Raw genomic sequence first — 26265 nt, 5'->3', positions numbered from 1 at the left:
GCGGCGACCTCACGCAGGGGAGGGCAGGGATGATCAGAGGGAAAGGGCCGAAGCAGTCGGCCGATATGCCGCGTCGATCACGAGATGGGTACGCAGAAAGCCCGGGGCGGATGGAACCGGGGCGAAAGGCAGCACAGAGAGCACCGTGTCTCCTCATCTTTTCCCGCGCCACGTTGGCGCGGGCCGGAGTTGGCACTGATCCCGACGGCGCGGCGCGAACATGGAACGCCGAGTCGACCGGGGAGTTGCCGGGGCTTCGTAGGGCCGGTCCCTCCACCCCTCTGGATGATTCGCGAGGAACCATACAAGACTCCCGGGGTTACCTGCCAATGGCTTCCTGCCCAGGAAGGCGGCAGGTCAGGTCAGCCGTGACGCCGTCAGCGGGTGAACCGAATCCGGGCGGGACCGCGGGAGCGGGGTGGGGCAAGAGACTCCGGACGGTCGTGCCGGCCCGCTGCGGGCAGCCGGACGGGCCGGGGCTCATGAGCTGGGCAGCAACCGCCATGCCGTCCTGTCGCTGGTGAACGCCGACGCCGTCTGGATGCGGGGAGGCCGGCGGTCTGTGCCGCCGCGCCTCCGATCCGTCCGCCCCGCCTGGGTACCGTCTCTCCAGTCCGTTCTCGCGGGGTTCGAGCGGGCTGTTGATGTGGCGCCGGCGAGGCGTGGCTCGTCGGCGGGCGGTGTGGCAGGGGGCTTTCGGGCCCTGACCACGGGTTTTGGACGCCGGAGAGACTTGGATCTTGGTGGTCCAGGAGAACCGAGTCCCCGTGGGGATGAAGCACTACCCCGCCGAGTTCAAGGCGGACACGGTTGCGTTGTACCGGTCGCGGCCGGGAGCGACAGTCAGGTCGGTCGCCGGTGATCTCGGGGCGGACACCGAGACGCCGCGGAACTGGATCCGGGCCGCCGACGGGCGCCGGCCCGGCGTTCATTCCGCGCCGCCGACCACCGCTCAGGCGGGCGGTGGCGACGCTCGGGCGGAGCCGACCGCTGCCCGGAAGAGGGTTCGTGAGCTGGAGGAAGAGCGCGACATCCTCCGCAAGGCGGCCCGGCATTTCGCGACGGAGGCGCGCTGGTGAACCGCTGCCGGTTCGTTGAAGATCACCAGCGCCGTCACGGCGTGAAGCGGCTCCCCGGCCTCCTCGGCCTCTCCCGATCGAGCTTCTACCACTGGCGTCGCACCGCGGCCGCAAGGGCGGCCCGGCGGATCGCCGAGGCCGGGCTCGCGGCCCGGACACGCAAGGTCCACCAGGACTCCGACGGCACCTACGGCGCCCCCGGGATCACCACCGAGCTCCGCGACGAGGGCGGCCCGGTGGTGAACCACAAGGGTGGTGAACCAAAGGGGGGTGAACCACAAGTGGGTCGCGAGGATCACGCGGACCATCGGGCTCGAGGGGGTGCGTCTGCGCCGCCGGCACCGCACCACCCTCGCGGACCGGGCGGCTTCGAAGGCGCCGGATCTGATCGGCCGTGACTTCATCGCTGTCGCGGTGAACACGTAGTACGTCGGCCACATCACCTACCCGTCGGTCAGCGACGCGAAGCCGCTCTATCTGGCGACCGTCATCGACCTCGCCTCACGCCAGGCCACCGACGGCCTGCCTGGCGACGGCATCAACCCCCGATACGCACGATCCTGGCATCGCTGGCCAGGTCCCGCGAAGACTGAACCGCCCGACCCCCACCGCACCATGAGGGTCACACAAGTCGGTCTCGACTCCACCGGCCGGCCATCACCGGGGCAAGGTCTGGGTGACGCACCACAGCCTGCGCGGGAGGCCGCCTTCCTCGAAGGCGTGCACTTCGTCCAGGTCCCATCCCAGCCCTCTGCGAGGGCGTCGACCAGGTCGCGGGGGAAGAAGTGGACGGTGAGCCGCCGTGCTCCCAGAAGCCCTGCCGCGGCCGGCAGCCAGCCGCCCTCACCGATGGGAGGCGCCTGGTGCGAGCAGGCCGGTGACCTCGTCGACGCCTTCTGCCGAGAGGGGTACGCCTCCCGCCCCCTTTGCCCGAGGTGAACGCTCGCCTCGTACCCTCCGCACATGACCAACGATCCGTTCCAGTGCCGCTGTGTCCTCTGCCATGACTACGGCGACCGGGGACGAGGCGGACCAGATGGATCTGACGGTCATCAAGCACGTGCAACAGCACGGATGGCACGTCGTGATGGTTCCCGAAGACGAGATCGGTCCTGGATTCGCCTACACGATCGGCCTCGCGCACACGTACGCCGGACCTGAACTCGCCATGTTCGGGCTCGATGTCCACGCCATGCACCGCATGCTCGACACCCTTGGAGAGAAGACCGCCGCGGGCGAGGCACTGGCGGACGGCCAGAGCCATCCCGATGTTGTCGCTGGTTATCACGTCGCGCTCAGGCGTGTTGATCGCGGCTGGTACCGGACCTTCTTCGGGCAGGCCATCGGGTTCTACCGGCGGCCGCCTCTGCCCGTGCTGCAAGTCGCGTGGCCAGATCCCGATGGCCGCTTCCACGGGGACGAGCAGGCTGACGAGAGGCACCGCGCGTCACAGCCTCAGCTGTGGCTGCCTCCGGGCGACCACCCTGTCGGGGTCTGGACGACCGAACTCCGACTCACCGATCAGTCCCAGTAGGACGGCGGCTGGTCGACTCGACCGCCCCTGTGGGCTGCGGGGATGTGGTCATCAGCACCGCCTGGGAGGGAGGCGACGCACTCCGGCGAGCAGGCGTTGACCAGTAGCGGCAACACGTCCGTGGCCACGCGCAGGGAGATCCACACTTGCTGGAGTCCGCCTTGTGCAATCGGGCCGTCGCAGACGCTGCAGCCCTGGAGGGCTGTAGGACCCCAGCGCCCGGGATCCAGACGCTCCGGATCGAGGCTCGTGAGGGAGTCCGGGGACGACGTCAGTTTCGGGAAGGGGGACCGGAGCTTGAAGTTGCCGAAGAGGGCTCGCGTGCTCACCGTACTGCGGGTCAACCGCAGGCAGCGGGTGATCTCGTAGGGGAACCAGTGCAGCCGGTAGGAGGTGTACGGGGTGAACTCCTCCAGGCTGGCCATCGCCCCGATCTCGGGCGGGAGCCGAACCAGGTTGCTGCCGTAGAGCACGAGGTGCTTGACCGCCGTCAGTCTGGCGATGCTCGGCGGCAGGGTGATGACCTGGCGCCGCTCCGCCGGGCTCAGCTCGATCAGCGGCTTGAACTCCTCGCGCCCGTCGGCGGCAGCCTCCTCGACCAGCTCCAGCAGGCGCCGCCAGCCCGGCGCGGTGGGGTCCTGCCGCTCGGCGTGGAACCCGACGCGGGCTCGCGGATGGGGCCTGGACTGGTCGAAGCAGGAGCAGAAGTCCCGGAAGACTCCACGCCCTCCCGGCACCGGATCCGAAACGTCGGCCCATCGGTTCGCAACGACCTGCGGCTCTCCCCTGTCCGTCATGGCGTCACGGTACCGAGACCGTCGCAGTCCGTCGCAGCGAATATGTGACGAGACAGCGGACTGCCACAACCTCCTGGCATGTGCGGCCGTACCGCTCCCTACGCTGGCAGGCGTGAACACGCCGCCGACCCCACGACTGACCCTGGACGCCGCCCGTGCCCTTCAGGGCATGCTCCGAACCGAGATCGGACCGGGTCTCACCGAGCGGGAACTCGACGCGATCGAGACACGGTTCGGTTTCACCTTCGCGGCCGACCACCGCGTCTTCCTCTCCGCCGGCCTCCCGCACGGCTCGTCACGGTGGCCCGACTGGCGCAACGGCGACCCCGAGGAGCTGGCCGGGCGGCTGGCGTGGCCGGTGGACGGCGTGCTCTTCGACGTGGAGCACAACGTGTTCTGGCATCCCGCCTGGCCGCCGAGGCCAACCGAGACATCCGAGGCACTGCGCGTCGCGAGGACCGAGCTGGAGAGCGTGCCGCAACTGGTCCCGGTCTACGGACACCGCTACCTGCCCGGCACGGCGGGCGAGCACGGGCACCCCGTCCTGTCCGTCTACCAGACCGACATCATCCTGTACGGGAACGACCTCACCGACTACATCCACCACGAATTCGCCGGCCGGTCGAGCAGCCTCCTCGCCCGTACGACCGTCGGCTTCTGGTCGTACGTCGCCGAGGGCGGCCCGGGCGCCGACGTCACCCTGTCCACGCCCTTCACGCCGTACGCCACGAGCACACAGGAAGCCGTCGTCTGCCTCCGGATGCTGGCCCTGGAACGCCTGATCGGCCGACGGCACCACCCGGAACAGCTCATCGAGGCCGGCCTCACGGCCCTGGTCCTCGACGTCGAGACGGAGTCCCTCCCCCTCCTCGCCGGCCTGTCACGCTCCGAGCACGAGCAGGCCGACGCCCTTTTCGACCAGGTGCTGGACGAACTCGGCCTGCTCCAGGCCCTCCCGGCCGACACCACCGGCCTCCCGTGGGAAGCGGCCCGCTGGGAACTCGTCCGCTGGTGGCTCCAGCTGATCGTGAACGGCAGCCTGGACCCCGGCGCCGGCGGCGACCTGATCACGTACGAAGGGTGGGGCGCACTGGCCCACCCGCAGTCGCTCAGACCCCTGGTCGACAAGACCGAGGCCTACAACGACTGGGCGGCGATCCGACGCGGCGACCGGGACCAGTTGGCGGAAGCGATCACCGAGGAGGCGGGACGCCTGCTCGCCGGGCCCTGGCCGACACTGGGCTGACCTCACCGGCGGCAGACGAGGGTGCCGCCAAGGCAGGTGATCTCGTACGCACCCCATCGCGGGCGATGTCGTCGGCGACGAGGGCCCGGGCCCGGTCGATGGTCGCGCCGAAGGGCCCCCCGTGCTGGTCCGCCCGGACTCGGTACGACGCCAAGGCGGCCTCCTGGCGTGCCCGCCGAGCCGCCGGCACCGAGCCGTCGAGCACCGAGCCGCCGCGCCGCCGGGGCCTCCGTAACCCGGGCAGGCTACGGCAGTCGGCTGGTCCGTGGCCGACTCGTTGGCGCGAACCGGGCGGTCTCGAGCGTGAGCTGATAAGTCGTCACTTGTCACTCTCCCGTCACTCACCGCAAAGGGGCTGGTTCGTGCAAGGCACGCCGATGATCCGACGACGACTCGACCGCCTGTTCGCCGCATGCCTGGGCTCGCTCCTCGCGGTCGCGATGCAGGCCCCTCCCGCCCGGGCCGACGTGGGGGACGTGACGGAGTACCCGATCACGACCCCCGAGAGCTTCCCCGCCGGGATCACGGCGGGACAAGACCGGGCGCTGTGGTTCACCGAGTCCAATGCCGACAAGATCGGACGCATCACGACCACCGGCACCGTCACCGAGTTCGCCGTACCGACCGAATCGAGCTTCCCCTTCGACATCACGCAAGGCCCCGACCGGGCCCTGTGGTTCACCGAGGGCGCTGCCGACAAGATCGGGCGGATCACGACCGCGGGCGCGGTCACGGAGTTCCCTCTGCCCGTGACGGGCAGCTTTCCGACGGGCATCACGCAAGGCCCCGACCGCGCCCTGTGGTTCACCGAGAGCGGTACGAACAAGATCGGGAGGATGCGGCCTGATGGAACCGTCACCGAGTACGCCATCCCCACACCGGACAGCTACCCGTACCACATCGCGGCCGGCCCCGGCGGCGTGTGGTTCACGGAGCTGATCGCAGGCAGGATCGGCCGTGTCGACCTCTTCGGCAACGTGACCGAGTACCCGCTGCCCACCGGGTACGAGTTCCCGTCCGACATCGCGGCCGGCCCCGGCGGGATGTGGTTCACCGCGTCCGACCAGATCGGGCGGATCACCCGGTCGGGCACCATCACGCTCTTCCCGAGGCCGAACCCGGGCGGAGGCGCCGACGGCATCACCCGCGGCCCCGACGGGAACATGTGGTACGCCGACCAGTACGGCCACATCGGGCGGATCACCCCGACGGGGGAGATCACCGAGTTCCCGGTGGCGGGCGGCGCGGACAAGGTGCCCTTCAACATCGCGACCGGGCCTGACCAGCACGTCTGGTTCACCGAACTCTTCGGCAACGCCATCGGCCGCGTCGAAGCCCTCCCGGGCCGTGGGGGCGGCCCGAACGTCACCGGCCCGCAGCCGACCCCGACGGGGCCGCGCCACAAGCACCCCCGCCGCCTGCTGCCCTGCGGCACCGGGACATCCCCGGGTGCGGCCTTGTTCTGCCGCTGACGACACATCCGGACCCGGCCGGCAAACCACCCGGCTGTCCCCCCCCAGTACGCTCGGTGTTGAGGACACCCCATGGGGGCTCCAGCCCGTCCGGTAGCCCCCATGGGGTGTCCTCACACGATCTCGGGTGGCGGAACACGGGGTCGTGATACGCCGCCATGAATGGTCCGATGCCGAGCGGGAATTCGTCCGGCTGCCGTTGTCCGAGCCGTTGCGGGGACGCAAGTGGCTGGACGACCGCAGGGTCCTCAACGGGATCGTGTGGAAGTTCCGCACCGGGAGCACCGACGGGACGTTCCCGACCGGTACGGGCCGCGGGCCACGCTCCGTACCCGTTTCCGTCGGCGGGCGGCGGGCGTCACGTTCGAGCGGATGCTCCGGACGGCCCCGGGCCAAGGCGGACGCGGCGGGCGGCATCGACTGGCTGGTGCCGGTCGGCTCCAGGCGCCTGGGCCGAGAAACACGCCGAACTTCCTGCGCAGTGCCGTGACTGCTCCTGTCACCGCACGAGGAACAAGCCGAAGGCGGAGCACCGGTGAACCGTTGCGCGCGCAAGGGCCGAGAGCGCTCCGGTCGCGTCCGGCTTGTCGCGGGTGCTATTCCCCCCGTACGCGCAGGGATGGTCCCCTGGGTGGCTCTGTCCGCGAGAAGGGATTCTCGTGAACAGAGCCATCGGCACGATCCTGAACCCGGATGTTCGCCCTGGGGGCGTTCGAGTCCATCGGCCACCCTCGGACGGGCAGGCGGGTGCGACCGGAAGGCTGGATGCGCTCGCGCTCTGCCTCGCTTGGGGGAGGAACCGGTCACCCTTCAGGCTGACGCTTCCGAGGATGACGTCTCAGTAGCTTGATCATATGAGTCAGCGCACCGACCTCGGTCAGTCGTACATCCCTCCTTCGACAGCCGTTGCTTGGGTGGCGACCGCAGGAGCTGTCGGAGCCCTGCCCTATGTCGCGATGAAGGCGTACTGGGCGTGGGGCGGGACCATGGGGAAGCCCGAGCACCTCAACATCGCCGACGAGTTCGAGAAGAACGGCGCTCCTGAACTCCTGGTCTGGCTGGAGCGCCATGGCATCGACTTCACTGCCGTCGGCATGGCTTTGGGCATCACCCTGCTCGCCGGGCTCACCCGGCCGTGGGGCCAGGTCTTCCCCCGGTGGGTGCTCTTCCTGCGCGGCCGGCGAGTCCCTCGTTGGTTACCGCTCACGCCCGGCTGGGCCAGTGCGGCGGCCGTCGGCTCCTACGGTGCGGTCGGGCTCAGTCAGATCCTGACCGGCAACCTGGGCACCAAGCACCTTGCCGGCATGTCCCCGCCCGTCTTTGTCATGGGCTTCGTGGGATTCTTCTCGATCGGCGTCTCGCTCGGCGTGTGCTCCCTGTCGTACCAACGCCGGACCAGACCGCAGCGCACAGCCATCAGCCCCGCCTGACCGCCTGCACACATCCTCGACGCCGCCTCGTCCACCGGGCGTTGCCGATACGCGACGGAGTCCAGACCTGGTAGGCACCCCGAACGGAAGCCGCGACGAGGTCGCTCACCCATCGCGACCGACCACAGAAGTCTGAGCCAGAACCGCTTCTCGTGGACGAAGCCAGGCCCGCCGCTGTGAACTACCTGCGGCGTTGTCGCACGATCGAGGGGCGGTCTCCGTGAGACCGACCCCGCACCACCGGAGTCCCGTCGCACTCCCGCCACTCGGCGAAAAGACCAGGCCAGGCAGCGAAATCCTGCTGGAGCACCAGGGCCTGTCCGGCAATTCCCGTCGGATCAGCGAGCGTCTGCCGAGCCGGCAGTCCGGAGGTGCGCCGACATCTGGCGGGTGTTGCCGTGCAGGACCTGTGAACGGCGGGCCAGCAGGTGGGCGTCGAGGAAGCCCCGTTCGGAGGCTGGATCGTGGGGCAGCCGGGCGAAGGGAACGAGTCCGGCATCGGCCAGCAGTTCGGCGAGGCGGTCCGCCGGCCAGCTGTAGGCAGGCGCCGCTTTGTGGTCGAACCGGACCGGCTCCGGTCCGTCGGTCCCGAAGAACCCGATCGCCCGTCTTTGCAGCACCGGGATTGCAGCCAAGGCGGACGACACCGGAGCCAGCTACCACGCCTACCTCACCACAAGCAAAGATTCACTTTCACAACAGGCCCTGGTCTCCCGCCTCGGCTGCGGACCCCTTGCTGAGGAACTGTTTAGCTGCCTCAACCGCTTCTCCGTTGAGTTCCTCGACGGAGACTCCCCAGCTCTCCTCCCAGCCGTCGAGGTTGTGCGCGCAGTGCACAAGGGGTTCCAGCTCTTCGGGATAGCCGAGGTCATAGGCGATGTCTGCCCAGATGAGGTGAGTACCGGCGGCGGGATCCAGGGATCCGTCGACGATCTGACCGGCGATCCAGTAGGCCGTCGCCCACTTCGCGGCCCGGGGGTCCGCGGGCGGGCGGAAGAGCAGTCCCAGCTCCTCCAGTACCTGGTCGAAGAGCTCCGGCGCTTCGGGCTCTTCGCTCCGGAGGAGTCCCGCCAGCATGGCCAAGGAAGGGCTCTCGATCCCAGCAATCAGCGCGTCCAGACCTGCCTGAATGAGCCGGTCCGACCCGACATGCCTGCCAAATGCCCGCTCACGCGCGATGTGCCTGAGCTGATCGAGGGCGTCGTCGCTGGTCATCAAGGTCTTCTCCGTCGGCATCTGGAAGAGGAAGGCTTGCACATCCGCCGACGCCGCTGCCATCGAGTTCCGCCCGCTTCGTTCGGTGATCAGGACATGAGAACCCGCTTCCGCAGGAGCGCGAAGCCTGCGCGGCCGAACACCTGGCGCTTGAGCATCTTGATCCGGTTGACGTGCCCTTCCACGACGCCTGAGCTCCAGGGCAGGGTCAGACCGGCGATGACGGCGTGGCGGTCGCGGTCGATGCCGGCGGCGAGGGTGTGGAGGCTGGGCAGGTCGTCCCGCCGGACGGCGTCGAGCCAGTCGGGCAGGCGCTCGCCCTGGCGCTCAGCGAGCATGGTCGCGAAGGAGCGGACGTGTCCGGTGAGGGCGTCGAGTTCGGAGCAGTGCGTCCGAACGACCTTGAGCCGGAGTTGCTCGGTCTCGGTGAGGGTGCCCGGACGGCGGAGGATCCATCCGGCGACGGTCCGGGACGAGGGCGGCCGGGCGGTCACCGGCTGCGGTGAGGTGCGCTTGTCGTGGAGGTGGGCGTGAACGCGCTGGTGGCTGTCCTGGTAGCCGAGTGACACGATCTTCTCCCACAGCTTCCAGGCGTTGGCGCAGTCCTCGATCCAGCGGTCGTCCAGGTAGGGCTTGTAGCCGTCGAGGAGGGAGGGCCGGTTCTGCCACTGACCGGTGAACAGCTCCTCCGGCGTCGCGGCGTCGACGAACTGCTTGATGGTGCGGTAGGCCATCCCGAGCTGCCGCTGGACCGAGCGCCGGCTGTGTCCCGCCGTCAGCAGTGCGTGGACGGCGCCATGCCGGTCCCGGGTCCGGTCGGCGAATCGGCGCCCGCGCGGCCAAGGAAAAATGGATGGTGACGAAGCGGCTCGTCATCAGTGCGCCCAGGGCAGACGAACCGCCTCGATTTCAAAGTCGTTCAGCAACGCGTCAATGAGGGCCGGGGGCCCGGCGATCTTGGTGGCCCACAGGTCGTAGTCGGTGCACAGGACCCAGGAGTGGTCATCGGCCCAGAGGTTGGACGGGCTGAAGTCCGCTTCAGACTGGTCGTACAGGATCTCGGCGTCGCCGAGCCGCCCCCCGCGCACGTGGAGGTTGTCGAAGTCGGCGGCTCCGAGCATCAGCGGGTTGTAGTAGGCCAGGCAGCGGGTGTCGGGACCCGCAGGGCTGTACTCGGTGAGGATGGCGATCAGCCGGTTCCAGGTCTCACGGTCCAGGCTCCCCTCGGTCGGCGGGACCATGCCCAGCGGCCAGCTGCCCTCCTTCTTCACCGAGGGAAAGCAACGGTAGGAGGGCATCAGCCCGTCGGGCACGGCCGGGTCGCCGGTCCGCCGGGCAAGCTCGGCCCAGCGCAGCCGCCGCCAGCCGGGACCCGGGTGCTGGGCGCGGCCCAGACCTCCTCCCGTGGCGACGCCCACGGCATCGAGGTCGATACCCGCGACGACATGGGGCAGGATGCTCCCATCTGCCAGACGCTCCTGGTGGTACTCGTGGTACTCGTGGTACGACACATCGGCCGGCCCCTGCGCATGCTCATACATGGCGTTGAGCACCCACACCGCGTCGGGCATCGCCGGAGGCATGAAACCGGTCAAGCCGTCACCGCACAGCTCCAGCAGCCAGTCGGCTGCCCCGGACGGCACGAGCGGCCACAAGCTGGACATCAGGTTCGGTTCCTCGGGCATCCGCTCATGCTCCCAGGCACGAATCCGCCCTTCCGCGAGGGGCCGTCATGACGCCGCACCGAACCTCGCCGCCCGAGCCCGTTTCCAGGCACCCGGCCGGGATGGCGAGGCGTACCTCAAGAACCGACAAGCCGACCGCTGACTGACGATCCACACCCATGACAACCGCCCATGACCCGTGTGAGTACCCCGAGAACGGGTCACAGCAGCCCTTTGACCAGCGACTTCAAGTTGGCGGAGGCTCTGTGACATTGCTGCGGCCCTGGTCCGGGGCTGGTTGGTGGTGTGCCCGCGTACTGAGGCATGAGTACTGAGCAGGCTGAAGCCGATCTGATAGAAGCCGTTGCCGTACCGATCAAGGAGCTTGTTGATCGAACGGGGGTACGCGGAGCGGTAACCAGCTGGTTATCGCTCCATCCGCCGCCTCGTCCTCGGCGGGCATCGCCTCGCAGGCGATGCCCGCCACTGGTGCCAGACCTGTCGTGCGGAGCGGGGACGCCTCTATCCTGCCGGGATGATCTCCAAGCCTTCACCGTCTGGTGTCCCGTCGGTGGTCCTGCGCGGCAGTGGGACGGTCGCCCGGTTCGCCGAGGGCCTGGTGGTGGTGGAGGAGCGCGAGGTGCACCACCGGATACCGCTCACCGCCATCGAGGGTGTCGAGGCCGACGCCGACGGGACGGGCACAGTACGTATTCGGCTCGTGGTGGGCAGCGGACCGGTGGGTGGCTTCGTGATCCGCCAGCGCAAGGTCGGGGCCGCTCAGGCCTTCGCGCGTGCCGTTTCAGCGAGCTTGCCGGGGGTGGACCGGCCAGGCCGCGTGGAGTCGGTCCCGGTGGAGCGGTCCCACTGGGTGCCGAGGCAGCTGTCGCGGGCGGCGGCCACTTGGGCCGGCGCCGGGTCTTTCCTTCGTGCGGCCATGGTGGCCTTCGGCATCTGGGCTGTGGGGATGCTGGTCATGCTCGTTCTCAGCATCGGCTGGGACAACGGCAATGCCTTGCCCTGGCTCCCCACCCTTCCACTCCTGATCGTCGTCGCCGCTTCCAGCGACGATTCGGGCCTGCCCTACCTGTGGCTGCGCTGGGCACTGTGGCGGCGTGGGATCTCTGTGATGGCCACGGTCCAGCACGTGCGGACCACGCATGGGAGCCATGGTCGCTATGTGCGCCATGCCGTGTACGGGTTCGTCGACGCCGAGGGCCGACAGCAGACCGGAACCGACCGGCACACCAGCGTCCAGTTCGACAGCGGGACGTTCGAGATCACCTACGATCCTCGAAGGCCATCCCGCGTGCTCATTCGCGGACGCCAGGCGGGGAACGTGTACAGCTCGTGCTTTGTGACGCTGCTGGCGGTGGCTGCCGGGTTGGCGGCCGCGTTCCTTGCCTTGGTGGCCGTTGGCGCCATCGACGGCTGAGAAGCCATTGACCGAACAGGGTCCCCGGCCGAGTGATCTTTCGGCGGGCGGGCATGAGAACAGGGCCTCTTGGTAGCTCGAAGGTCGTCGAAGCCGTTCGAGGTTCCAGGAAGCCCTGGTATCACGGTCTTCCGTACCGCTGCCCGTCGAGTCCAACTCGACTCACCTGCAGTGTGATTGCGTCGCGCACAGGTACGGGAACGCGGCCGATCAGTCGGCGAGGCGGCGCCGGTACCCGTCGGACATGACGGATGAGGAGTGGGCGGTTGTCCGCGCGTCGCTGCCGCTTCCGGGGTGGCTGGAAGGCCGGGGCGGGCAGCCGGAAGACTACTGCCGCCGACAGATGTTCGCCGCCGTGCGCTACCTGGTCGCCGACGGCATCTCATGGCGGGCGATGCCCGTCGACTTCCCCGCGTGGGACCGGGTCTACGCCTTCTACCGACGCTGGCGCGACCAGGGCTTGATCAAGGAACTGCACGACCGGCTGCGGGGGCAGGGTCCGCGAGGCCGACGGGCGGGATCCGGAGCCGACGGCGGGGATCATCGACTCGCAGTCGGTGCGGGCCGCCGCGTCAGTGCCGCGGGCCACGTCCGGCTACGACGGCGGGAAGAAGGTGCCGGGACGCAAGCGGCACATCGTAGTGGACAGCCTCGGGCTACCGCTGGCCGTGGTCGTCACCGCCGCGCCCGTCACCGACCGCGACGCCGCCCGAACCCTCCTGGCCCGGCTGCGTGAGCGGTTCTGGCGCCTGACCCGGGTGTGGGCGGACGGCGGCTACACCGGCCGCCTGGCCCACGTCGCCGCGAGTGCCTGGCGGATCGCGCTGATGGTGGTCAAGCGCAGTAACGACACCACCGGATTCGTCGTGCCACCGAAGAGGTGGCTGGTGGAGCGCACATTCGCGTGGCGGATGCGCTCACGACGCCTCGCCCGCGACTACGAAGCCCGCACCGATACCGCCGAGACGATGATTCTCTGGTCGATGACCATGGTCATGAGCCGTCGCCTGACTGGCCGGCGATGCTGAACCGGCCCGGCACCCCCTCGGCCGGCGCCAGCCGCGCTCGACCAGCCGCTTCGCCTTCGACCTTCGCCGGGACCACGTCCAGCCCCAGCCCGGCCGCGATCTCCTGGCAGCCCATCGCCCCGCTCGATCCCAAGTATTGACGGTCCGTCAGAAGGTAGACGATCCGCTGCTAGTCCGGTGCCGGCGCGGTCGCGTCCAGTCCGTCCCGGCCCACCGGCACCACCGACCCGGCCACCGCCGCCCGAACCGGAGCCCGGCCGGCCCGCTCCGAGGGCTTGTCTGCGGGCACCACCGCCATCTCTTGCCCGCGCGGCGCGGACAGGACCTGATCGACCCTTTCCCGGGCGATCACCCACCGCTCCCAGTCGGTCTCCGCCTCTGCCAACTCGGCCTTGATCCGGTCCGCAGCCTCGCGCAACGACTCCACCCGCTGCCGCGCGGCCGGCTCCCGCTCCTCCAACAGCCCCACCACCGACGCCATCCGGCGCCTCCACCGACGAGACGATCCCGATGGACCAACCCTGCCGTCCGGCCGCCGACACTACGCCTCACCAGCGGAAATGCACCGACCACGTCCGATAAAACAACGGCTTCTAACTGAGACGACCAGCACATCGGCCAACTGTGGTAACAGGCTGACCAGTTCAACAGGGCGCAACCACAGGCTGGCCGTTATGCCGACCGTGCCACCGAGATGATCTCTGCCTACGAAATTCTCGCCAGAGCCACGTTCACGTATACGCCGACATCAAGCAGCCTCCGTCAGCCCCCCCGCCGTGATCGAGGCGTCCACGTGCACGGTACGCACCGACTGGCGGTCGACGCCGTGCGTGGACACCACGGGCACCAGGTCAGTCTTTCGCCTCGTTGGGCATCACTTTGGTGACCTTGCCCGTGGGGTCGGCTTCGATGCGGCCGCCCTGGTTGTAGGCGTTCGAGACGTAGACCGACATGTGCTTCGGGTCGCCGAAGGTCGGGTCGTCGCCCGTGACAAGCAGATACCGCGTCGAGATGTCCTTGACGTTCAATTCCTTGTCCGCCCGTTTCAACAGGGCGGGAAGAACGTCCCAGTTGAACTCGTCCATGCTGAACGGGCTGTCCATGGGGCCGACGCTGCCGCTGATGATCCCCTTTTCGGCGCCGTTCCCGGGACGGTAGGTCCAGCTGTCGTAGCGGCTCTTGCTGCCCTTGACCATGACTTGGGCCGAGACGTGTTCCGGGTAGACCGTGAGGTCGCACACCTGGTTTGTGCCCGTGGCCTCTTTCAGTGCCTTCAGCGCTGTGCGGATGCCGTCCGGGGTCAGCAGGTTCTGTGCCGCCGGTTCCCCGATGTCGTCACCCGTGTTCTCAGGCGCATCTGCCGTTCTCGAGGCGCTGGGTGCGCCGGTGCGGGGGCCGGACGTGGTCGGGCCGGGAGACTGGGCGCCCTGGTCCTTGGAACCGCCGAAGCCGGGGACGAGAGTCCAGGCGAGGAGGCCTGCCAGCACCGTCGCGGCGACGGAGGAGCCGATGGCGATCCCGCGGACGCGACGCCGGGCCTGTTCGGTGTGCCCTCGCTCGTGCGACCCGTGCGGAGCGATCTGCGGCACGCCGTCCCACGGGGCTCGGTCCGGCGTGGGGTGGGCGGTGGGACCGGCCGGATAGGGCGTCGGCCTGGCGGAGGGGTGGGGCGTCCCGTCGGACGGCCATGGCGTCGCCGGGCCGAAGCCAGGCGCGGGCGGGGGCGCCGATGCAGGTGCGGCGGCCGTCGCGGGCGGGGCGAGGTGGTACGAGGTGGACCTGGCGGCGCCCGGGACCGTGCCGGGGGACAGGTCTTCGGCGGCTGCGGCGAGGAGCGCGTCCAGACCGGCGGCGTCGGGCCGCGCCGTCGGGTCCTTGACGAGGGCGGCGGACAGCGCTGTCGTGAGCACTCCCGCCCGGCGCGGCGGCGGCAGCGGCTCGCTGAGGACCGCTGCCAGTGTGGCCAGTGCGGATCCCCTGCGCAGCGGGTGCGCGCCTTCCACAGCGACGTACAGCAGCATCGCGAGTGACCACAGGTCGGACGCGGGACCGCCCTCGTCGCCGGAGATGCGCTCAGGCGCCATGTAGTCGGGGGTTCCGATGATGGAGCCGGTCGCGGTCAGTGCGGTCGACTCCCGGATGGCGGCGATGCCGAAGTCGGTGAGCACGGGACGGCCGTCAGGCCGCAGCAGCACGTTGGCCGGCTTCACGTCCCGGTGCTGGATGCCGACGTCGTGCGCGGCCCTCAGTGCGGCAAGCAGTTCGCGTCCGAGTCTGGCCGCGGCGACGGGTTCCATCGGCCCGATTGCCAACTGGTCCGCGAGCGAGCCGCCGGTCACCAGTTCCATGACGAGCCAGGGGTAGGTGTCTTCGCCGGCGTCCACGATGTGGTGGATGGTCACGACACCGGGGTGTTCGACCCGAGCGAGCGCCTGCGCCTCGCGCAGCACCCGGTCGCGCAGCATGCGAGCCGCCTGCGGGTCGTAATCGGCGAGTCCGGGGTCGGGTGGGCGCACCTCCTTGAGGGCCACGGCCCGGTCGAGCACGATGTCCCTCGCATGCCACACCGTGCCCATCCCGCCGCCGCCGAGCCGCGTCTGGAGCTCGAAACGGCCGTCGATCACCCGTCTGCCGGGCTCCCCGTCGTTCATGGGCGGGAGCTTACGCGGCGTCGGTGACATGCCGCAGAGCGGGCGGCGGATCGCACCCCTGCTTCTCTCCTTGACGACCCTTGACGATGGCTGGTCATCGGGGTGCGTTGGTCGCGTCACTACGGGTGTGATCCGCACTGCCCTTGACCAGCAGCGACCAGCCCCGGCGACTTCTCGCAGTGGAGCGAAGGCCCGTCCGGTACAGGCGACTGCCGTCGAACCGGCCAGGGTAATGACGGCGCTGGGGGTGATGGTGATCGAGGCTCCGATGGGGGACCGGTTGAGGTCACTGAGGTTGAACTCGTGATGTCGCCAGGTTGCTCAGGTGGGTCTGATGGCCAGGCCGGTCTCGGCGAGGCGGCCGTCTATGAGCTCGCTCCGGTACTGGGATGTGCCGTAGGCCGCGTCGGACGCGCCGGACGAGGTGTTCAGGGGTGCTGAAGGCGACGTGGGAGAGCCAGCCGCGTCGCAGGAGGGACCAGATCCCTTCGACGGGGTTGAGATCAGGCGCGTAGGGCGGCAGGTAGCAGATGGTCAGCCAGTCCCGGGAGGCGGCGAACTCCCGCAGGCCGGCGGCCTTGTGGACGTTCAGGTTGTCCCAGAGGAGCACGATCGGGCCGCCGAGCTGCTGGTGGGCTGCGATCAGCAGGCCGCGGTAGTCGCGCCAGGAGAAGCTCTTGCGTCCGTCGCGCCGGCCGTCGTCCCGGCATGGCCGGTAGATCAGTCGGGACGGGTGGCCGGGTTTGTAGCAGGTCAGCGCGGCGATCGCTATCCGTCTGCGGGAACGGTCGCGGACCCGCACCACCAGGGTCCGGCCGCGCTGCGACCAGGTCTTCGCCTGCGGCGGCGTCATGGAGAACCCGGCCTCGTCCTCGAAGACCAGCCAGGCTCCACGGGCCGCCGCGAGTCTTCCGCGCAGGTCCACACCTCCTTGACCCACCCGGCCACCGCCTCGTCGTCCCTCTCGATCGCCCGTCGGGCCGGGACCTGGCAGGACCAGCCATTGCGCACCAGGAGTTTTCGCACGCCCTGGACGGTGTAGGTCAGGTGGAAACGCCGGCCGATCACGGTCTTGACCCGAGACAGCGTCCACCGCTGATCCTCCCAGCCGTGCGCGGCCGGCCCCTTCGCCAGCTCGGCTTCCAGCTGGGCGAACTGCTTCTCACTCAGCCTCGGCAGCGACGCCGGCCCCTGCGACCGCAGAGCCCGTGGGCCGCCCTCCAAGGCTCCGGTACAGCTGTGATCGACCCTGAGGAAATGGCTTGTCGACTGACGGAACTTCCGCGTCTGGCAGGAGCAGCTGTGAGCCGACCTGCGTCGTTGGCAGGCGCAGCACCAGGAGCCCGCCCGCTTGTTGAGCGGATCCGACCTGGAAGTGGTTTGGCGATGGCTTGCCGAGCACCCCGAGGACATCTCAGCCGATGAACAGGTGTATATCCGGCTCAGCTGCCGCCCCCACTCGCGCGTCCGTAGGGCAGTGCAGGCGGCATCCGAAGTATGGGAAGGGCGGCGACGCCGATGAGACCGGACAGGGAATCGGAGGGCCGGCCACACCGGCAGGTTCTGGCGGCTCTCGGTCTGCGGGGTGCCGTCTTGCTGGCTTCCGCGTCGATCGGTGTGCGTGAAGTACTCAACAGCTCCCAGCTTCCAGCTTCACGCGAGGCTTGGGCCCTCCGATACGCCCGCGGTGGTGACGGCGATCGTCGCCCTGGCCACAGCCACCGGCACTTTGATCGGTGTCACTCTGACCGCTTACGCCAAGTACGTACAGGCCCGGGGACAGGCCGATGCGGATCTCATGCGAGCAAGGGCCGAGATCATGCGTGCGGAAGCCGATGTCACCAGAGCTCGCGCAGGGCTTCCGCCGCACGATCCCTCCGTCGACGACGACTCGCCGGCTTCCACGTCGCCTGCCGGGCAACCGCACCGGTGATGGGCCGCTGGGTGCTCGGTGGTGACCGACGTGGCTGGTCTTTCTGGCTCAGGGTTGGTGGTGCTGGTCCCGTAGGGGTGTGGGGTGGTCGCCGATACTTGAGTTGGATCATGAAGCCATCCCGCAGCAGGACGGGGCGCGGTCTCTTCGGATCGGAGACTTGAGGCGATCCGAGAGACCGAATTTCGTAAAAGGGGCGGCACTGTGCTGCGAGCTGGACAAACGACTTCCGTCCTGACGGTCGGGGCGGCGACGGCCGTGTTGGCGGCGCTCACGCCGACGACCGCGTTCGCGGCCCAGGAGCCGCTTGAGGGGTTCGGGCGGCAACAACTGCGTTGGGAGCGCTGCTCGGAGGACCAGCCGCCGTCTTTGGAGTGCACGACGGTGAAGGTGCCGCTGGACTACGGCGATCCGCACGGGCGGAGCATCGGGATAGCGGTGTCACGGATGAAGGCGGGCAGTGCGGCGAAGCGGCGCGGTGTACTGCTGATGAACCCCGGCGGACCGGGCGGTTCGGGGCTGACCATGCCGGCCGAGATGGCGCCGCTGCTGGCGGCGGGGGTGCGTGAGCGCTTCGACCTGATCGGCTTCGACCCGCGCGGCGTCGGACGCAGCGCGCCGCTCAACTGTGCTCTGTCGGCGGACGAGCAGACCCTTGACCATCCTTACTCCGCCGGGACGTTCGGGCAGGACGTGGCCCGGGCCCGGAGCGTGGCGGACAAGTGCTGGGCGAAGGTCGGGGACCTGCTGCCGCACATCACCACCCGGAACACGGCGCGGGACATGGATGTGGTCCGGGCCGCGCTGGGGGAGAGGAAGATCTCCTACCTGGGGCACTCGTACGGTACCTACCTGGGTGCGGTCTACACCCAGATGTTCCCCCGGCGGGCGGACCGTTTCGTGCTCGACAGCGCGCTCGACCCGGCGCTGGTCTGGAGGGGCGTGCTGCGCGGGACGACCGAGGCGGCCGAACTCGCCTTCACCCGCTGGACGGAGTGGACCGCGGCCCGCGATGCGACGTACGGGCTGGGTGCGACCCCGCAGGCGGTGCGCGCGGCGTTCTGGGACCTGGTCGCGAATGCTGACCGCACGCCCATCGTGCTGGAAGGCCAGCCGTTCGACGGTGACGCGATCCGTGCGCAGTACCGGGCCTTCGCGCAGGTCGAGGCCGTCACGCCGTTCATCGTCGCGCTCAAGGCTGCGGCGGCGGGCGCCGCGCCCCCGGCCGGGTCGAGTGCTGCCGTGCCTGCGGCGACCGAGGCGGCGGCCGAAGCGCCGGACGTGGACAACGTGGTGTCGGTCGCCTGGGCCGTTCTGTGCGGCGAGGGCCGGAGCTGGCCGCGCGATCCCGAGCAGTACCGCCGCGACGCGATCCGGGACCGCGCCGCCCGCCCCCTGGCGGGCGACTTCGGCGCCAACGTCCAGCCCTGCGCGTTCTGGAAGTCCGCTCCGCGTGAGGCGGCCACGGTGGTGGACAACGGCGTCGACGCTCTGATCGTGCAGAACGAGTGGGACCCGCAGACACCGTTGGCGATGGCCAAGGGCATGCGGCGCGCCCTGCACGGCTCCCGCATGGTCACGATCGCGGGCGGTGAAGGCCACGGGGTACTGGTGACCGGCCGCCCGTCCTGCGCCGACGCCGACGTCACCCGCTACCTGACGACGGGGCGGCTCCCCGCGAAGGACCGCACCTGCAGCTGATCTGCGGACTTGCCCCAGCAGGAAGCGCGGCGGCAGCCGACGAAGGTCCGGGCTCGCGGCCGGGCGAGCGCCATCGGTGACGCCGCCTCGGTTCGATCACCCACCCGCGGCGCCCTAGTGATCTGAGTCAGAGATTCGTCGTCAGTCGCGCATGAGTCGGGCATGAGTCGTCCAGGTCCGAAGATTCCGCCGTTGTCGGTCACCGACGTCCAGCGGGCGGTGCCGGAGGGCTGGTCACGGCGCCGCACGACGGCCCCGGCTTCTGGCCCATCCCTCCACCGCCGCCACAAGGTGGCGGAGTTCGAGAAGTTCCTCGCGAAGCTGGACAAGGAGGTCCCGGCCGGCCTGCAGGTTCATCTGATCCTGGACGACTACGCGACCCACAAGACGCCCGACATCAAGAAGTGCTGCTGACCCACCCGCGGTTCCACCGACGCTTCACGCCGACCAGCGCGTCCTGGCCGAACCTGGTCGAGCGGTGGTTCGCCGAGCTGACCCAGAAGAAGCTCAAGCGTGGCGTCCACCGCTCGGTCCAGGCCCTCGAACGCGACATCCGGGCCTGGCTCGCCGACTGGAACGAACACCCCGGACCGTTCGTCTGGACCAAGACAGCCGACGAGATCCTCGACAAGGTCGCCGCCTACTGCCGACGAATCTCTGACTCAGATCACTAGGCCCGGGTACTCGCTCCGGCCGTGCGAACGTCCAGAGGGACGCCGCCGATGCGGTAGCCCTGTTCGTCGAGGAGATGGCCGCTGAGCTTCAGCGGCCACAGCGCGACGGCCCGGTCGGTGATCTCCAGACCGGGAACGCGCTGGGCGAGTCGTACCTCGAAGCGCTGCACGTCGGTGAGGGACTTCACCCAGGCGATGATGAGGACGTTGTTCCGGCCGGTGACGCCGGCGCACAGCCGCACCTCCCGGGCCCCGGTGACCCCCCGCGAGACACGTTCCAACTCCCCCGCGGCCGCGCGCCCCCATTGGATCACGGTGACCGGCCATTCCGACAGGGGGCGTGCGACCTCGCAGCGGGTCTGGAGCATGCCGGCGGCAAAGAGCCGGCCGAGTCGTCGGCGGACCGTGTCCGGGCTCGCCCCGCAGGCGTCGGCGAGCGCGCGGTAGGTGGCGCGGCCGTTCATGGAAAGGGCGGCGACGAGGGCGTGGTCCAGGTCGGTGAGCGGGAAGACGGGGGCATCGGTGCGGGCGGTTTCGGTGTCGGCGAGGCGGGCGATCTGGGTGCGGTCGAGGGCGCGCAGCCGCCAGCGGCTGCCCTCTGTGTAGACGGTGCTCGCGAGGTGGGTGCGGCTGGCGATGACGCCGGGCATGGCGCCGATGCCGTGGGTCATCCAGTGGGTGAGTGCCGCGAGGTCCGGCGTCATCACGGTGAGTAGCAGGTCGCGGTCTCCGCTGACGTGTTCGACGGCAGTGACGTGGGGCAGCCGGGCGAGGGCCTGGGCCACGGTCAGCAGGCTGCCGTTGGCGCAGTCCACTTCGACGAAGGCGAGTAGTCCCTGTCCCGCCGAGGCGAGGGCGGGCGACGGCGAGCAGCTGATCCAGGCGGCGCCGGCTTCGGTGAGCCGCTGCCAGCGTCGTGCCACGGTCACGGCGTCGAGGCCGAGTACGGCGCCGATCTCGTTCCACCCGGCCCGTGGGGCGATCTGCAGCGCGTGCACCAGGGCCTGGTCGACGTCGTCGAGCGCCCGTACCGCACCATGCGCGGAATGCTGCGTCATTCGATGTCCCTTGCGTGTTTCCTGCGATTCAGGGCCGACGGAACGGTGAGTACTTCAGTCTTGCCCCACCGAAAGCCGGACCGTATCAGGAGGTCGACGCAGCATGTCTGTACTGGAACGCGCCAGGGAACTCCAGCCCGATCTCGTGCGGCTCCGCCGCTCGCTCCACCGCGAGCCGGAGCTCGGTCTGCGGCTGCCGCGTACGCAGGAGAAAGTCCTCGCCGCGCTCGACGGTCTCCCGCTCGACATCACGCTCGGCCGGGAGCTGACCTCCGTCACAGCCGTGCTGCGGGGTGGCCGTCCCGGCGGGGCGGTCCTGCTGCGGGGCGACATGGACGCACTGCCGGTGGACGAACTCACCGGGGTGGAGTACGCCTCCGAGGTGCCGGGCCGGATGCACGGCTGCGGGCACGATCTGCACACCGCCGGACTCGTCGGCGCGGCGACGCTGCTCGCGAACCGCAGGGAGAGCCTCCAGGGCGACGTGGTGTTCATGTTCCAGCCGGGCGAGGAGGGACACAACGGCGCGGGCGCGATGATCGACGAGGGTGTCCTGGACGCGGCGGGCAAGCCGCTCGACGCGGCCTTCGCACTCCATGTGTCCGCCAACCGGCTGCCGGGCGGCTGGGTCGCGTCCCGGCCCGGCACCGTCATGACGGCGTCCGACGTCCTGCGGGTGACGGTGCGGGGCGAGGGAGGGCACGGTTCGGCTCCGCACCATGCCAAGGACCCGGTGCCCGCGGTCTGCGAGATGGTGACCGCGCTGCAGAACTGGGTGACGCGCACCTTCGACGTCTTCGACCCGGTGGTGGTGACCGTCGGACGGTTGCACGCCGGTACGCAGCAGAACGTCATCCCGGACACGGCCGAGTTCGAGGCGACCGTACGCAGCTACTCGGAAGCCAACCACGAGCGGCTGGCCCAGGGGCTGCCGCGTCTGGTGCGCGGGATCGCGGCCGCGCACGGCCTGGAGGCGGACGTGGAGTACCAGATGCTCTACCCGGTCACGGTCAACGAGCCGGCCGCGACGGAGTTCGCCCTGGAGACGGCACGCGACCTGTTCGGCGCGGGCGAGGTGTGGCACGCCCCGCAGCCCGCCAACGGTTCGGAGGACTTCTCCCTGGTGCTGAACGAGGTGCCCGGCGCGATGCTGATGGTCGGCGCGGCGCCCGAGGGCGTGGACGTGGAAAAGGCGCCGCAGAACCATTCCCCGCGGGCCATGTTCGACGACCGGGTGCTCCACCGCCAGGCGGCGCTGCTCGCCGAGCTCGCGGAGCGGCGGCTCGCCGCAGGGGCGTCCGCGTGAGAGCGCCCGGCGGGACGGAGGAGGTGGCGGCGCCCCGGGTCACCGCCGTCGTCGGTCTGCTGGTCGTCTTCGAACTGGTCGGTGGCTTCCTCCAGGGGTCGGGCCCGGCGCTGGTGCCCGCCGTGCAGGACTGGCAGTCCATCAGCGCCTCGCAGGCGCAGTGGTACATGGCGGTCCAGTTCCTGGCCGCCGCGGTGGGGGTGCCGGTGTTCGGGCGCCTCGGCGATCTGTACGGGCACCGTCGACTGGTCCGGATCGCGCTGGTCTGCATCGCGGCGGGCACCGTCCTGGTGGCCCTCGCACCGGATCTGACGGTGCTGCTGGTGGGCCGTGCCCTCATGGGCCCCCTGGCGGCGCTGCTGCCGTTGGAGATCGGTCTCGTACGGGACCGGCTCGACCTCGAGGGCGCGCGGCGGGCGGTGGCGCTTCTCGTCGGCGCGCTCACCTTCGGCTCGCTCCTCGGCCACGGCCTGGCCGGCCCCCTGCTCGAACTCACCGGTGGCGTCCAGACGACGCTCTGCGTCCTCGCCGCGATCGCCTGCGCCTGCGTGGCCCTCTCGTACTGCGCGATCCCCGAGTCCCGGACGCGCGCGCCCGGCCGGATGGACTGGGCAGGAGCACTGCTGCTCGGCCTGGCGCTGCTGCTGTTCCTCGGCACGACGGCGCGCGGCCAGGCGTGGGGTTGGACCTCGCCGCTCACCCTGGGCGGTCTCGTTCTCTCCCTGTCGCTGCTCGCCTGGTGGGCCCGGCTCGAACGGGACCGGCCGCACGCCCTGGTCGACGTCCGGGCAGTAGCCCACCCCCGGTCCGCGCCGTATTACGTCTCCGGCTTCTTCTTCGGCGCCGTGATGCTGGGCGGGCAGGCAGTCGGCATTTCGTACCTTGCCGCGTCGACGGCCGACGAGGGGTACGGCTTCGGGCTCACGGCCTGGGAGATCAGCGCGTGGGGCGCGGCGCCCCACGTCCTGGCCTTCGCCGGGGCGAGCCTCGTGGCCCGAGTGGCGGCCCGCACCGGCTACCGTCGCGTCCTGCTGCTCGCCTTCACGCTGATGGCCGCCGGCAACGTGGGGATGATCGCCGGCCACACCACGCTGCCGCTGTTCGCCCTGGCTTCCGCCGTTTCCGGCTTCGGCATGGGCCTGGCCTTGGGCGGCCTGCCCACACTGATCGCGGAGCGCAGCACCTCGGACCGCACGGCGAGTGCGACCGCCGTCTACAACAACCTCAAGACCCTGGGCGGCAGCCTCGCGGGCGCGGGCTCGGCCGTCGTCCTCGGCTCCCTGACCGTCAGGGACACGGACGCCCCAGCGCTCTCCGCCTATCTGACGGTCTGGGGACTGAGCGCCCTGCTGTGCGTGGGCGCACTCACCCTCCAAGTCCTGACCAACCGTGAGACGGATGCCCCGGGTGCGGCAAAGAACCGCCGCTCAGACACTCGTCCGCACAGCGACGCGGGCACGCCAGCCGGAGCGTAGCGGGCGATACCGGAGATCCATCCCAGCGCCTGGACGAACAGCTGCCGGGCCAACGTCAGCGGCAGGCCTGACGACGTGCTCTGCTCCCCACTTGCGCGGGGCGGTCTGTGTTCCGGTCGCATCGGTCGCTGTGTTCTGCACCGGTGTGGTGAGTGTTGCTCGGTGTACTGACCATGCCTACGGGGTGCTTACCGCCGCGCTTACCATGGCTGCTCCCCGCTCGCGCGGGGATGGCCCCCATGGGGCTGCCCCACGGCATTTTGATCTTGGCCCGGTGAGTGTGGATCTGTGTCGTGTTTCCCCTGCCACCCGAGTGGGTCTTCGCCCGCAGGCGGCAGATCGGTGACCGGATCCGGGCCGTACGGTTCCGGGCGAACCTGGCGCAGGAATAGGTGGCGCACCGCATTCCGATGGACCGCTCCACCTCCGTGTGCATCGAGCAGGCCAGGCCGCTGCGCTTCTCGATACGCTGCTCCGCATCGCTGACGCGATCGGTGACCCTCTCGCGGAGTTGGTGCGGGGTGGCCCCGGCCGGCGGCGGGGGACTGCCGGCCGGGGTTGCAGGGCCTGTCCGTGGACGGCCTGCGCTCATCGCCCACGGACAGGAGCTGCCAGGTTCGTCGGCGGCCATGTCCTGGTACTGGGCGATATCGATGAGTGGGTCGCCCGGCGGGCCCGCGAGTTCCTGTGGGTGGTTGGCGCAGGCCTACACATCCCGCCCGTTCACCACGGCAACGATCACGACAGGTGCACCGTTCGGGCTGGTGGCTTTGTGGCAGCGGGCGCATCAGCCCCAACCGCATGAGCATCATCACCAAAGCCGTCCTCACCCTGGAGAGGCACCGCTGAAAACGCGCAGGGTCTCCACCTGCTCGGCGATCTCGTCGAAGGCGGTGGTGTGCTCCCGCGCCGCCTGGGCGTGCTCCCGGTCGGAGGCGGCCTGGGCCGACCGTACGCGGTCGACGGCCCGCCGGTGGGCGATCGTCGCCGCCCAGGTCGCCCCGCGCGTCGGCGCCGGGGGCACCGGAGGGGAGCGGCCGGGTCACCTGGGCGGCTCCGGACGTCGGGACCGGACGGAGCCGCCGCCTCGAGCGGTCGTCCTCGGAGCGGGGAGCCATCGCATGCTGGTCCTTCGCGGTTCGGCGGGCCGGTGTCCGCCCTTTCGGCAACCCGGCGGAGAGCCTGCGGACAGCTCCCCGGGACACTTCGGCGCGGACGCCCTCCCGGGTGGGTCGGGAAGGTCACGATGTCGTCGCGGTGTCGGTGGCGCTGCGTCCTCCTCCGTGGCGGTACCCGTCCGGTGGGACCCGTCCACCGGGCGGTCGCTGCCGAAGGACCGGATGTGAGCAGCTTCGGAACACCCTCGGCCTCCTCGCGCGGAACACCCTCGGCCTCCTCGCGCGGGGCGCGCTTGGCGCCCCGGCGTTCGGGATCGTCGGCGCCGCCGCCGTAACCCTGGCGGCTCACCGGACTCGACAGGGCGGCCGTTGACCGACAAGGCGGCCGTTGACCACCCGGGCGCGGTGGTCGCACTCTCCCCGGGGCCGGCCTGCTTCAGAGGGCTTCGCGGCACCACCTGACCTGCGGTGTTCCTCGCTTGCATCGATACACGGAGCTTTCCGATGCGAAAACGATGCGAGTTGTGGGCGGGGAGGTGCCGGGCGGAATGTGAAGTGCACGGGGTCATCGAGGTCCCGGAGCCGCCGCTCGCGAAGCGCATGCGGCACACCCGGTGCACGCCCGAGCCACCACCTGGAGGAGGAAGCGCCATGACCGCACACCGGCCGACCGGAGCCCCTGCCCCCGCCCCGTCCACGGCAGCCATCACCGCGGATACCGCCACCGCCCGTACCGAGCCGACCGTGGCCACGGACGTCGCTGCCGCCACCGACGGCCGGATCGCCCGGGGCCTGGTCGGCGGCGACGAGCAGTGCCCGGCCGTCGCCTACCGGCGCTGGGGCCGCCTGGTGCACACCCGCGTGGCCCGTGCCCTGGGCGACCACCGTGAGGCGGAGGACGTCACCAGCGGGTGTTCGTCGCCGCCTGGCGGGGCCGCGCGCACTTCCGTCCCGACCGGGGAACCCTGCCGGCCTGACGCACCGGCATCACCCGACGCAAGATCGCCGACGCGCTGACCGCCCGCACCCGGCGGACCGAACTCGCGGCGAGCCTCGGCGCGTCCCTGGAGTACGAGAGCCGGGCGCACGAGGAACCCGAGCGGGTCCTCGACCGGTTGGTCGTCACCCAGGAGCTGTCCCGGCCGCCCCATGTCCAGCGGGACGTCCTGGAACTCGCCTTCTTCGCGGACCTGACCCGGGCCCAGATCGCCGACCGCGCCGGCATGCCGATCGGCACGGTCAAGAGCCACGCCCGCCGCGGCCTCCAGCGCATGCGGCGCAGCCTCGAACCGGCCGGCGCCGGCGTAGGCCGCTGACCGACCCGCCACGGCCGGCCCACCGGAGCACCCACCCGAGCGCCCGGTCGATCCGGTCGTCGATCGCCGTCGATCCGGTCCCGAATCCGTTCGCGATCCGACCCATCCGGCCGGCCGACGGCTCCGAACGATT

At 70.2% G+C, this 26265-nt stretch carries 20 protein-coding genes, 7 pseudogenes and 1 riboswitch; of the genes and pseudogenes, 16 read left to right on the top strand and 11 right to left on the bottom strand.

The window, feature by feature from the left end:
• Positions 1-150: 150 nt before the first annotated feature.
• A riboswitch (SAM riboswitch) is annotated at positions 151-292 on the bottom strand.
• A 451-nt stretch (positions 293-743) separates the two neighbouring features.
• From ACFYUS_RS37655 to ACFYUS_RS37640, 4 genes and pseudogenes are all read left to right on the top strand, one after another.
• Positions 744-1079, top strand: coding sequence for a transposase (locus ACFYUS_RS37655; RefSeq protein WP_388862581.1), 336 nt, complete (start codon positions 744-746; stop codon positions 1077-1079).
• A pseudogene (locus ACFYUS_RS37650) lies at positions 1076-1318 on the top strand (IS3 family transposase); the annotation flags it as partial. The gene ACFYUS_RS37655 and the pseudogene ACFYUS_RS37650, both read left to right, overlap by 4 nt.
• Before the next feature lie 31 nt (positions 1319-1349).
• Positions 1350-1505 carry a hypothetical protein gene (locus tag ACFYUS_RS37645; RefSeq protein WP_388862589.1) on the top strand — a complete coding sequence of 52 codons (156 nt, stop codon included), beginning with the start codon at positions 1350-1352 and terminating at the stop codon, positions 1503-1505.
• A gap of 610 nt (positions 1506-2115) precedes the next feature.
• The gene (locus ACFYUS_RS37640) at positions 2116-2613 is read left to right on the top strand and encodes a DUF4262 domain-containing protein (RefSeq protein WP_388862559.1); all 498 of its coding nucleotides are present in this window, start codon (positions 2116-2118) and stop codon (positions 2611-2613) included.
• Here ACFYUS_RS37640 and ACFYUS_RS37635 read toward each other — a convergent pair.
• A complete protein-coding gene (locus ACFYUS_RS37635; RefSeq protein WP_388862557.1) occupies positions 2601-3410 on the bottom strand; it encodes a leucine-rich repeat domain-containing protein in 810 nt (269 codons plus the stop codon). The two genes, ACFYUS_RS37640 and ACFYUS_RS37635, sit on opposite strands and share 13 nt — an antisense overlap.
• Positions 3411-3522: 112 nt before the next feature.
• Between ACFYUS_RS37635 and ACFYUS_RS37630 the strand changes: the two genes are divergently transcribed.
• The 3 genes from ACFYUS_RS37630 (at position 3523) to ACFYUS_RS37620 (ending at position 7558) form a co-directional block, all read left to right on the top strand.
• The gene (locus ACFYUS_RS37630; RefSeq protein WP_388862555.1) at positions 3523-4656 is read left to right on the top strand and encodes a hypothetical protein; all 1134 of its coding nucleotides are present in this window, start codon (positions 3523-3525) and stop codon (positions 4654-4656) included.
• A 377-nt stretch (positions 4657-5033) separates the two neighbouring features.
• Positions 5034-6128: a hypothetical protein gene (locus ACFYUS_RS37625; protein WP_388862553.1), complete on the top strand. Its 1095-nt coding sequence runs from the start codon at positions 5034-5036 to the stop codon at positions 6126-6128.
• An 854-nt stretch (positions 6129-6982) separates the two neighbouring features.
• Positions 6983-7558: a hypothetical protein gene (locus ACFYUS_RS37620; protein ID WP_388862551.1), complete on the top strand. Its 576-nt coding sequence runs from the start codon at positions 6983-6985 to the stop codon at positions 7556-7558.
• Between the two features lie 338 nt (positions 7559-7896).
• Here ACFYUS_RS37620 and ACFYUS_RS37615 read toward each other — a convergent pair.
• The 4 genes and pseudogenes from ACFYUS_RS37615 to ACFYUS_RS37600 form a co-directional block, all read right to left on the bottom strand.
• A pseudogene (locus ACFYUS_RS37615) lies at positions 7897-8160 on the bottom strand (hypothetical protein); the annotation flags it as partial.
• 91 nt (positions 8161-8251) lie between these two features.
• A complete protein-coding gene (locus ACFYUS_RS37610; protein ID WP_388862549.1) occupies positions 8252-8836 on the bottom strand; it encodes a hypothetical protein in 585 nt (194 codons plus the stop codon).
• Between the two features lie 26 nt (positions 8837-8862).
• The gene (locus tag ACFYUS_RS37605) at positions 8863-9507 is read right to left on the bottom strand and encodes a transposase (RefSeq protein WP_388862547.1); all 645 of its coding nucleotides are present in this window, start codon (positions 9505-9507) and stop codon (positions 8863-8865) included.
• Positions 9508-9648: 141 nt separating this feature from the next.
• Positions 9649-10458: a hypothetical protein gene (locus tag ACFYUS_RS37600; protein ID WP_388862545.1), complete on the bottom strand. Its 810-nt coding sequence runs from the start codon at positions 10456-10458 to the stop codon at positions 9649-9651.
• Positions 10459-10972: 514 nt separating this feature from the next.
• Between ACFYUS_RS37600 and ACFYUS_RS37595 the strand changes: the two genes are divergently transcribed.
• The 3 genes and pseudogenes from ACFYUS_RS37595 to ACFYUS_RS37585 all read left to right on the top strand — a co-directional run bounded on the left by ACFYUS_RS37595 (position 10973) and on the right by ACFYUS_RS37585 (position 12900).
• On the top strand, positions 10973-11872 hold the full coding sequence (locus tag ACFYUS_RS37595; protein ID WP_388862543.1) for a hypothetical protein: 900 nt from the start codon (positions 10973-10975) through the stop codon (positions 11870-11872).
• Between the two features lie 244 nt (positions 11873-12116).
• Positions 12117-12290, top strand: a pseudogene (locus ACFYUS_RS37590) (transposase); the annotation flags it as partial.
• A gap of 139 nt (positions 12291-12429) precedes the next feature.
• Positions 12430-12900: a transposase gene (locus ACFYUS_RS37585; protein ID WP_388862541.1), complete on the top strand. Its 471-nt coding sequence runs from the start codon at positions 12430-12432 to the stop codon at positions 12898-12900.
• Positions 12901-13069: 169 nt separating this feature from the next.
• Here the strand turns inward: ACFYUS_RS37585 and ACFYUS_RS37580 are convergent, their stop codons facing one another.
• From ACFYUS_RS37580 to ACFYUS_RS37565, 4 genes and pseudogenes are all read right to left on the bottom strand, one after another.
• Positions 13070-13381, bottom strand: coding sequence for a hypothetical protein (locus ACFYUS_RS37580; RefSeq protein WP_388862539.1), 312 nt, complete (start codon positions 13379-13381; stop codon positions 13070-13072).
• Between the two features lie 370 nt (positions 13382-13751).
• On the bottom strand, positions 13752-15551 hold the full coding sequence (locus tag ACFYUS_RS37575; protein WP_388862579.1) for a serine/threonine-protein kinase: 1800 nt from the start codon (positions 15549-15551) through the stop codon (positions 13752-13754).
• Between the two features lie 321 nt (positions 15552-15872).
• Positions 15873-16404: pseudogene (locus ACFYUS_RS37570) on the bottom strand (transposase).
• Entirely contained in the window at positions 16401-16775 is a 375-nt protein-coding gene (locus tag ACFYUS_RS37565; protein ID WP_388862537.1) for a winged helix-turn-helix domain-containing protein, read from the bottom strand. Before ACFYUS_RS37565 ends, ACFYUS_RS37570 begins: the two are co-directional and overlap by 4 nt.
• Before the next feature lie 466 nt (positions 16776-17241).
• Between ACFYUS_RS37565 and ACFYUS_RS37560 the strand changes: the two genes are divergently transcribed.
• From ACFYUS_RS37560 to ACFYUS_RS37550, 3 genes and pseudogenes are all read left to right on the top strand, one after another.
• Positions 17242-17484, top strand: a complete 243-nt coding sequence (locus ACFYUS_RS37560; protein ID WP_388862535.1) for a hypothetical protein — start codon at positions 17242-17244, stop codon at positions 17482-17484.
• Positions 17485-17868: 384 nt separating this feature from the next.
• Positions 17869-19185 carry an alpha/beta hydrolase gene (locus tag ACFYUS_RS37555; RefSeq protein ID WP_388862533.1) on the top strand — a complete coding sequence of 439 codons (1317 nt, stop codon included), beginning with the start codon at positions 17869-17871 and terminating at the stop codon, positions 19183-19185.
• A gap of 246 nt (positions 19186-19431) precedes the next feature.
• A pseudogene (locus ACFYUS_RS37550) lies at positions 19432-19859 on the top strand (transposase); the annotation flags it as partial.
• On the opposite strand, the gene ACFYUS_RS37545 reads toward ACFYUS_RS37550, so the two are convergent.
• Positions 19856-20917 carry an Lrp/AsnC family transcriptional regulator gene (locus tag ACFYUS_RS37545; protein ID WP_388862531.1) on the bottom strand — a complete coding sequence of 354 codons (1062 nt, stop codon included), beginning with the start codon at positions 20915-20917 and terminating at the stop codon, positions 19856-19858. The pseudogene ACFYUS_RS37550 and the gene ACFYUS_RS37545 overlap by 4 nt on opposite strands.
• A 103-nt stretch (positions 20918-21020) precedes the next feature.
• Here ACFYUS_RS37545 and ACFYUS_RS37540 point away from each other — a divergent pair, with 103 nt between their 5' ends.
• Both ACFYUS_RS37540 and ACFYUS_RS37535 read left to right on the top strand, forming a co-directional pair.
• Positions 21021-22223 (top strand): M20 family metallopeptidase, encoded by a 1203-nt coding sequence (locus ACFYUS_RS37540; RefSeq protein WP_388862529.1) that lies wholly within the window; start codon positions 21021-21023, stop codon positions 22221-22223.
• On the top strand, positions 22220-23698 hold the full coding sequence (locus tag ACFYUS_RS37535) for an MFS transporter (protein WP_388862527.1): 1479 nt from the start codon (positions 22220-22222) through the stop codon (positions 23696-23698). Before ACFYUS_RS37540 ends, ACFYUS_RS37535 begins: the two co-directional genes overlap by 4 nt.
• A gap of 862 nt (positions 23699-24560) precedes the next feature.
• Here ACFYUS_RS37535 and ACFYUS_RS37530 read toward each other — a convergent pair.
• A pseudogene (locus ACFYUS_RS37530) lies at positions 24561-24710 on the bottom strand (RNA polymerase subunit sigma); the annotation flags it as partial.
• A 757-nt stretch (positions 24711-25467) separates the two neighbouring features.
• Between ACFYUS_RS37530 and ACFYUS_RS37525 the strand changes: the two are divergent.
• Positions 25468-26132, top strand: a pseudogene (locus ACFYUS_RS37525) (sigma-70 family RNA polymerase sigma factor).
• Positions 26133-26265: the final 133 nt, after the last annotated feature.

Origin of the sequence: Streptomyces sp. NPDC004284 (assembly GCF_042874035.1) — a bacterium.
Taxonomy (GTDB): Bacteria; Actinomycetota; Actinomycetes; order Streptomycetales; family Streptomycetaceae; genus Streptomyces.
The sequence above is the reverse complement of the archived record's forward strand: the minus strand, read 5'-3'. Positions and strand labels throughout refer to the sequence as shown.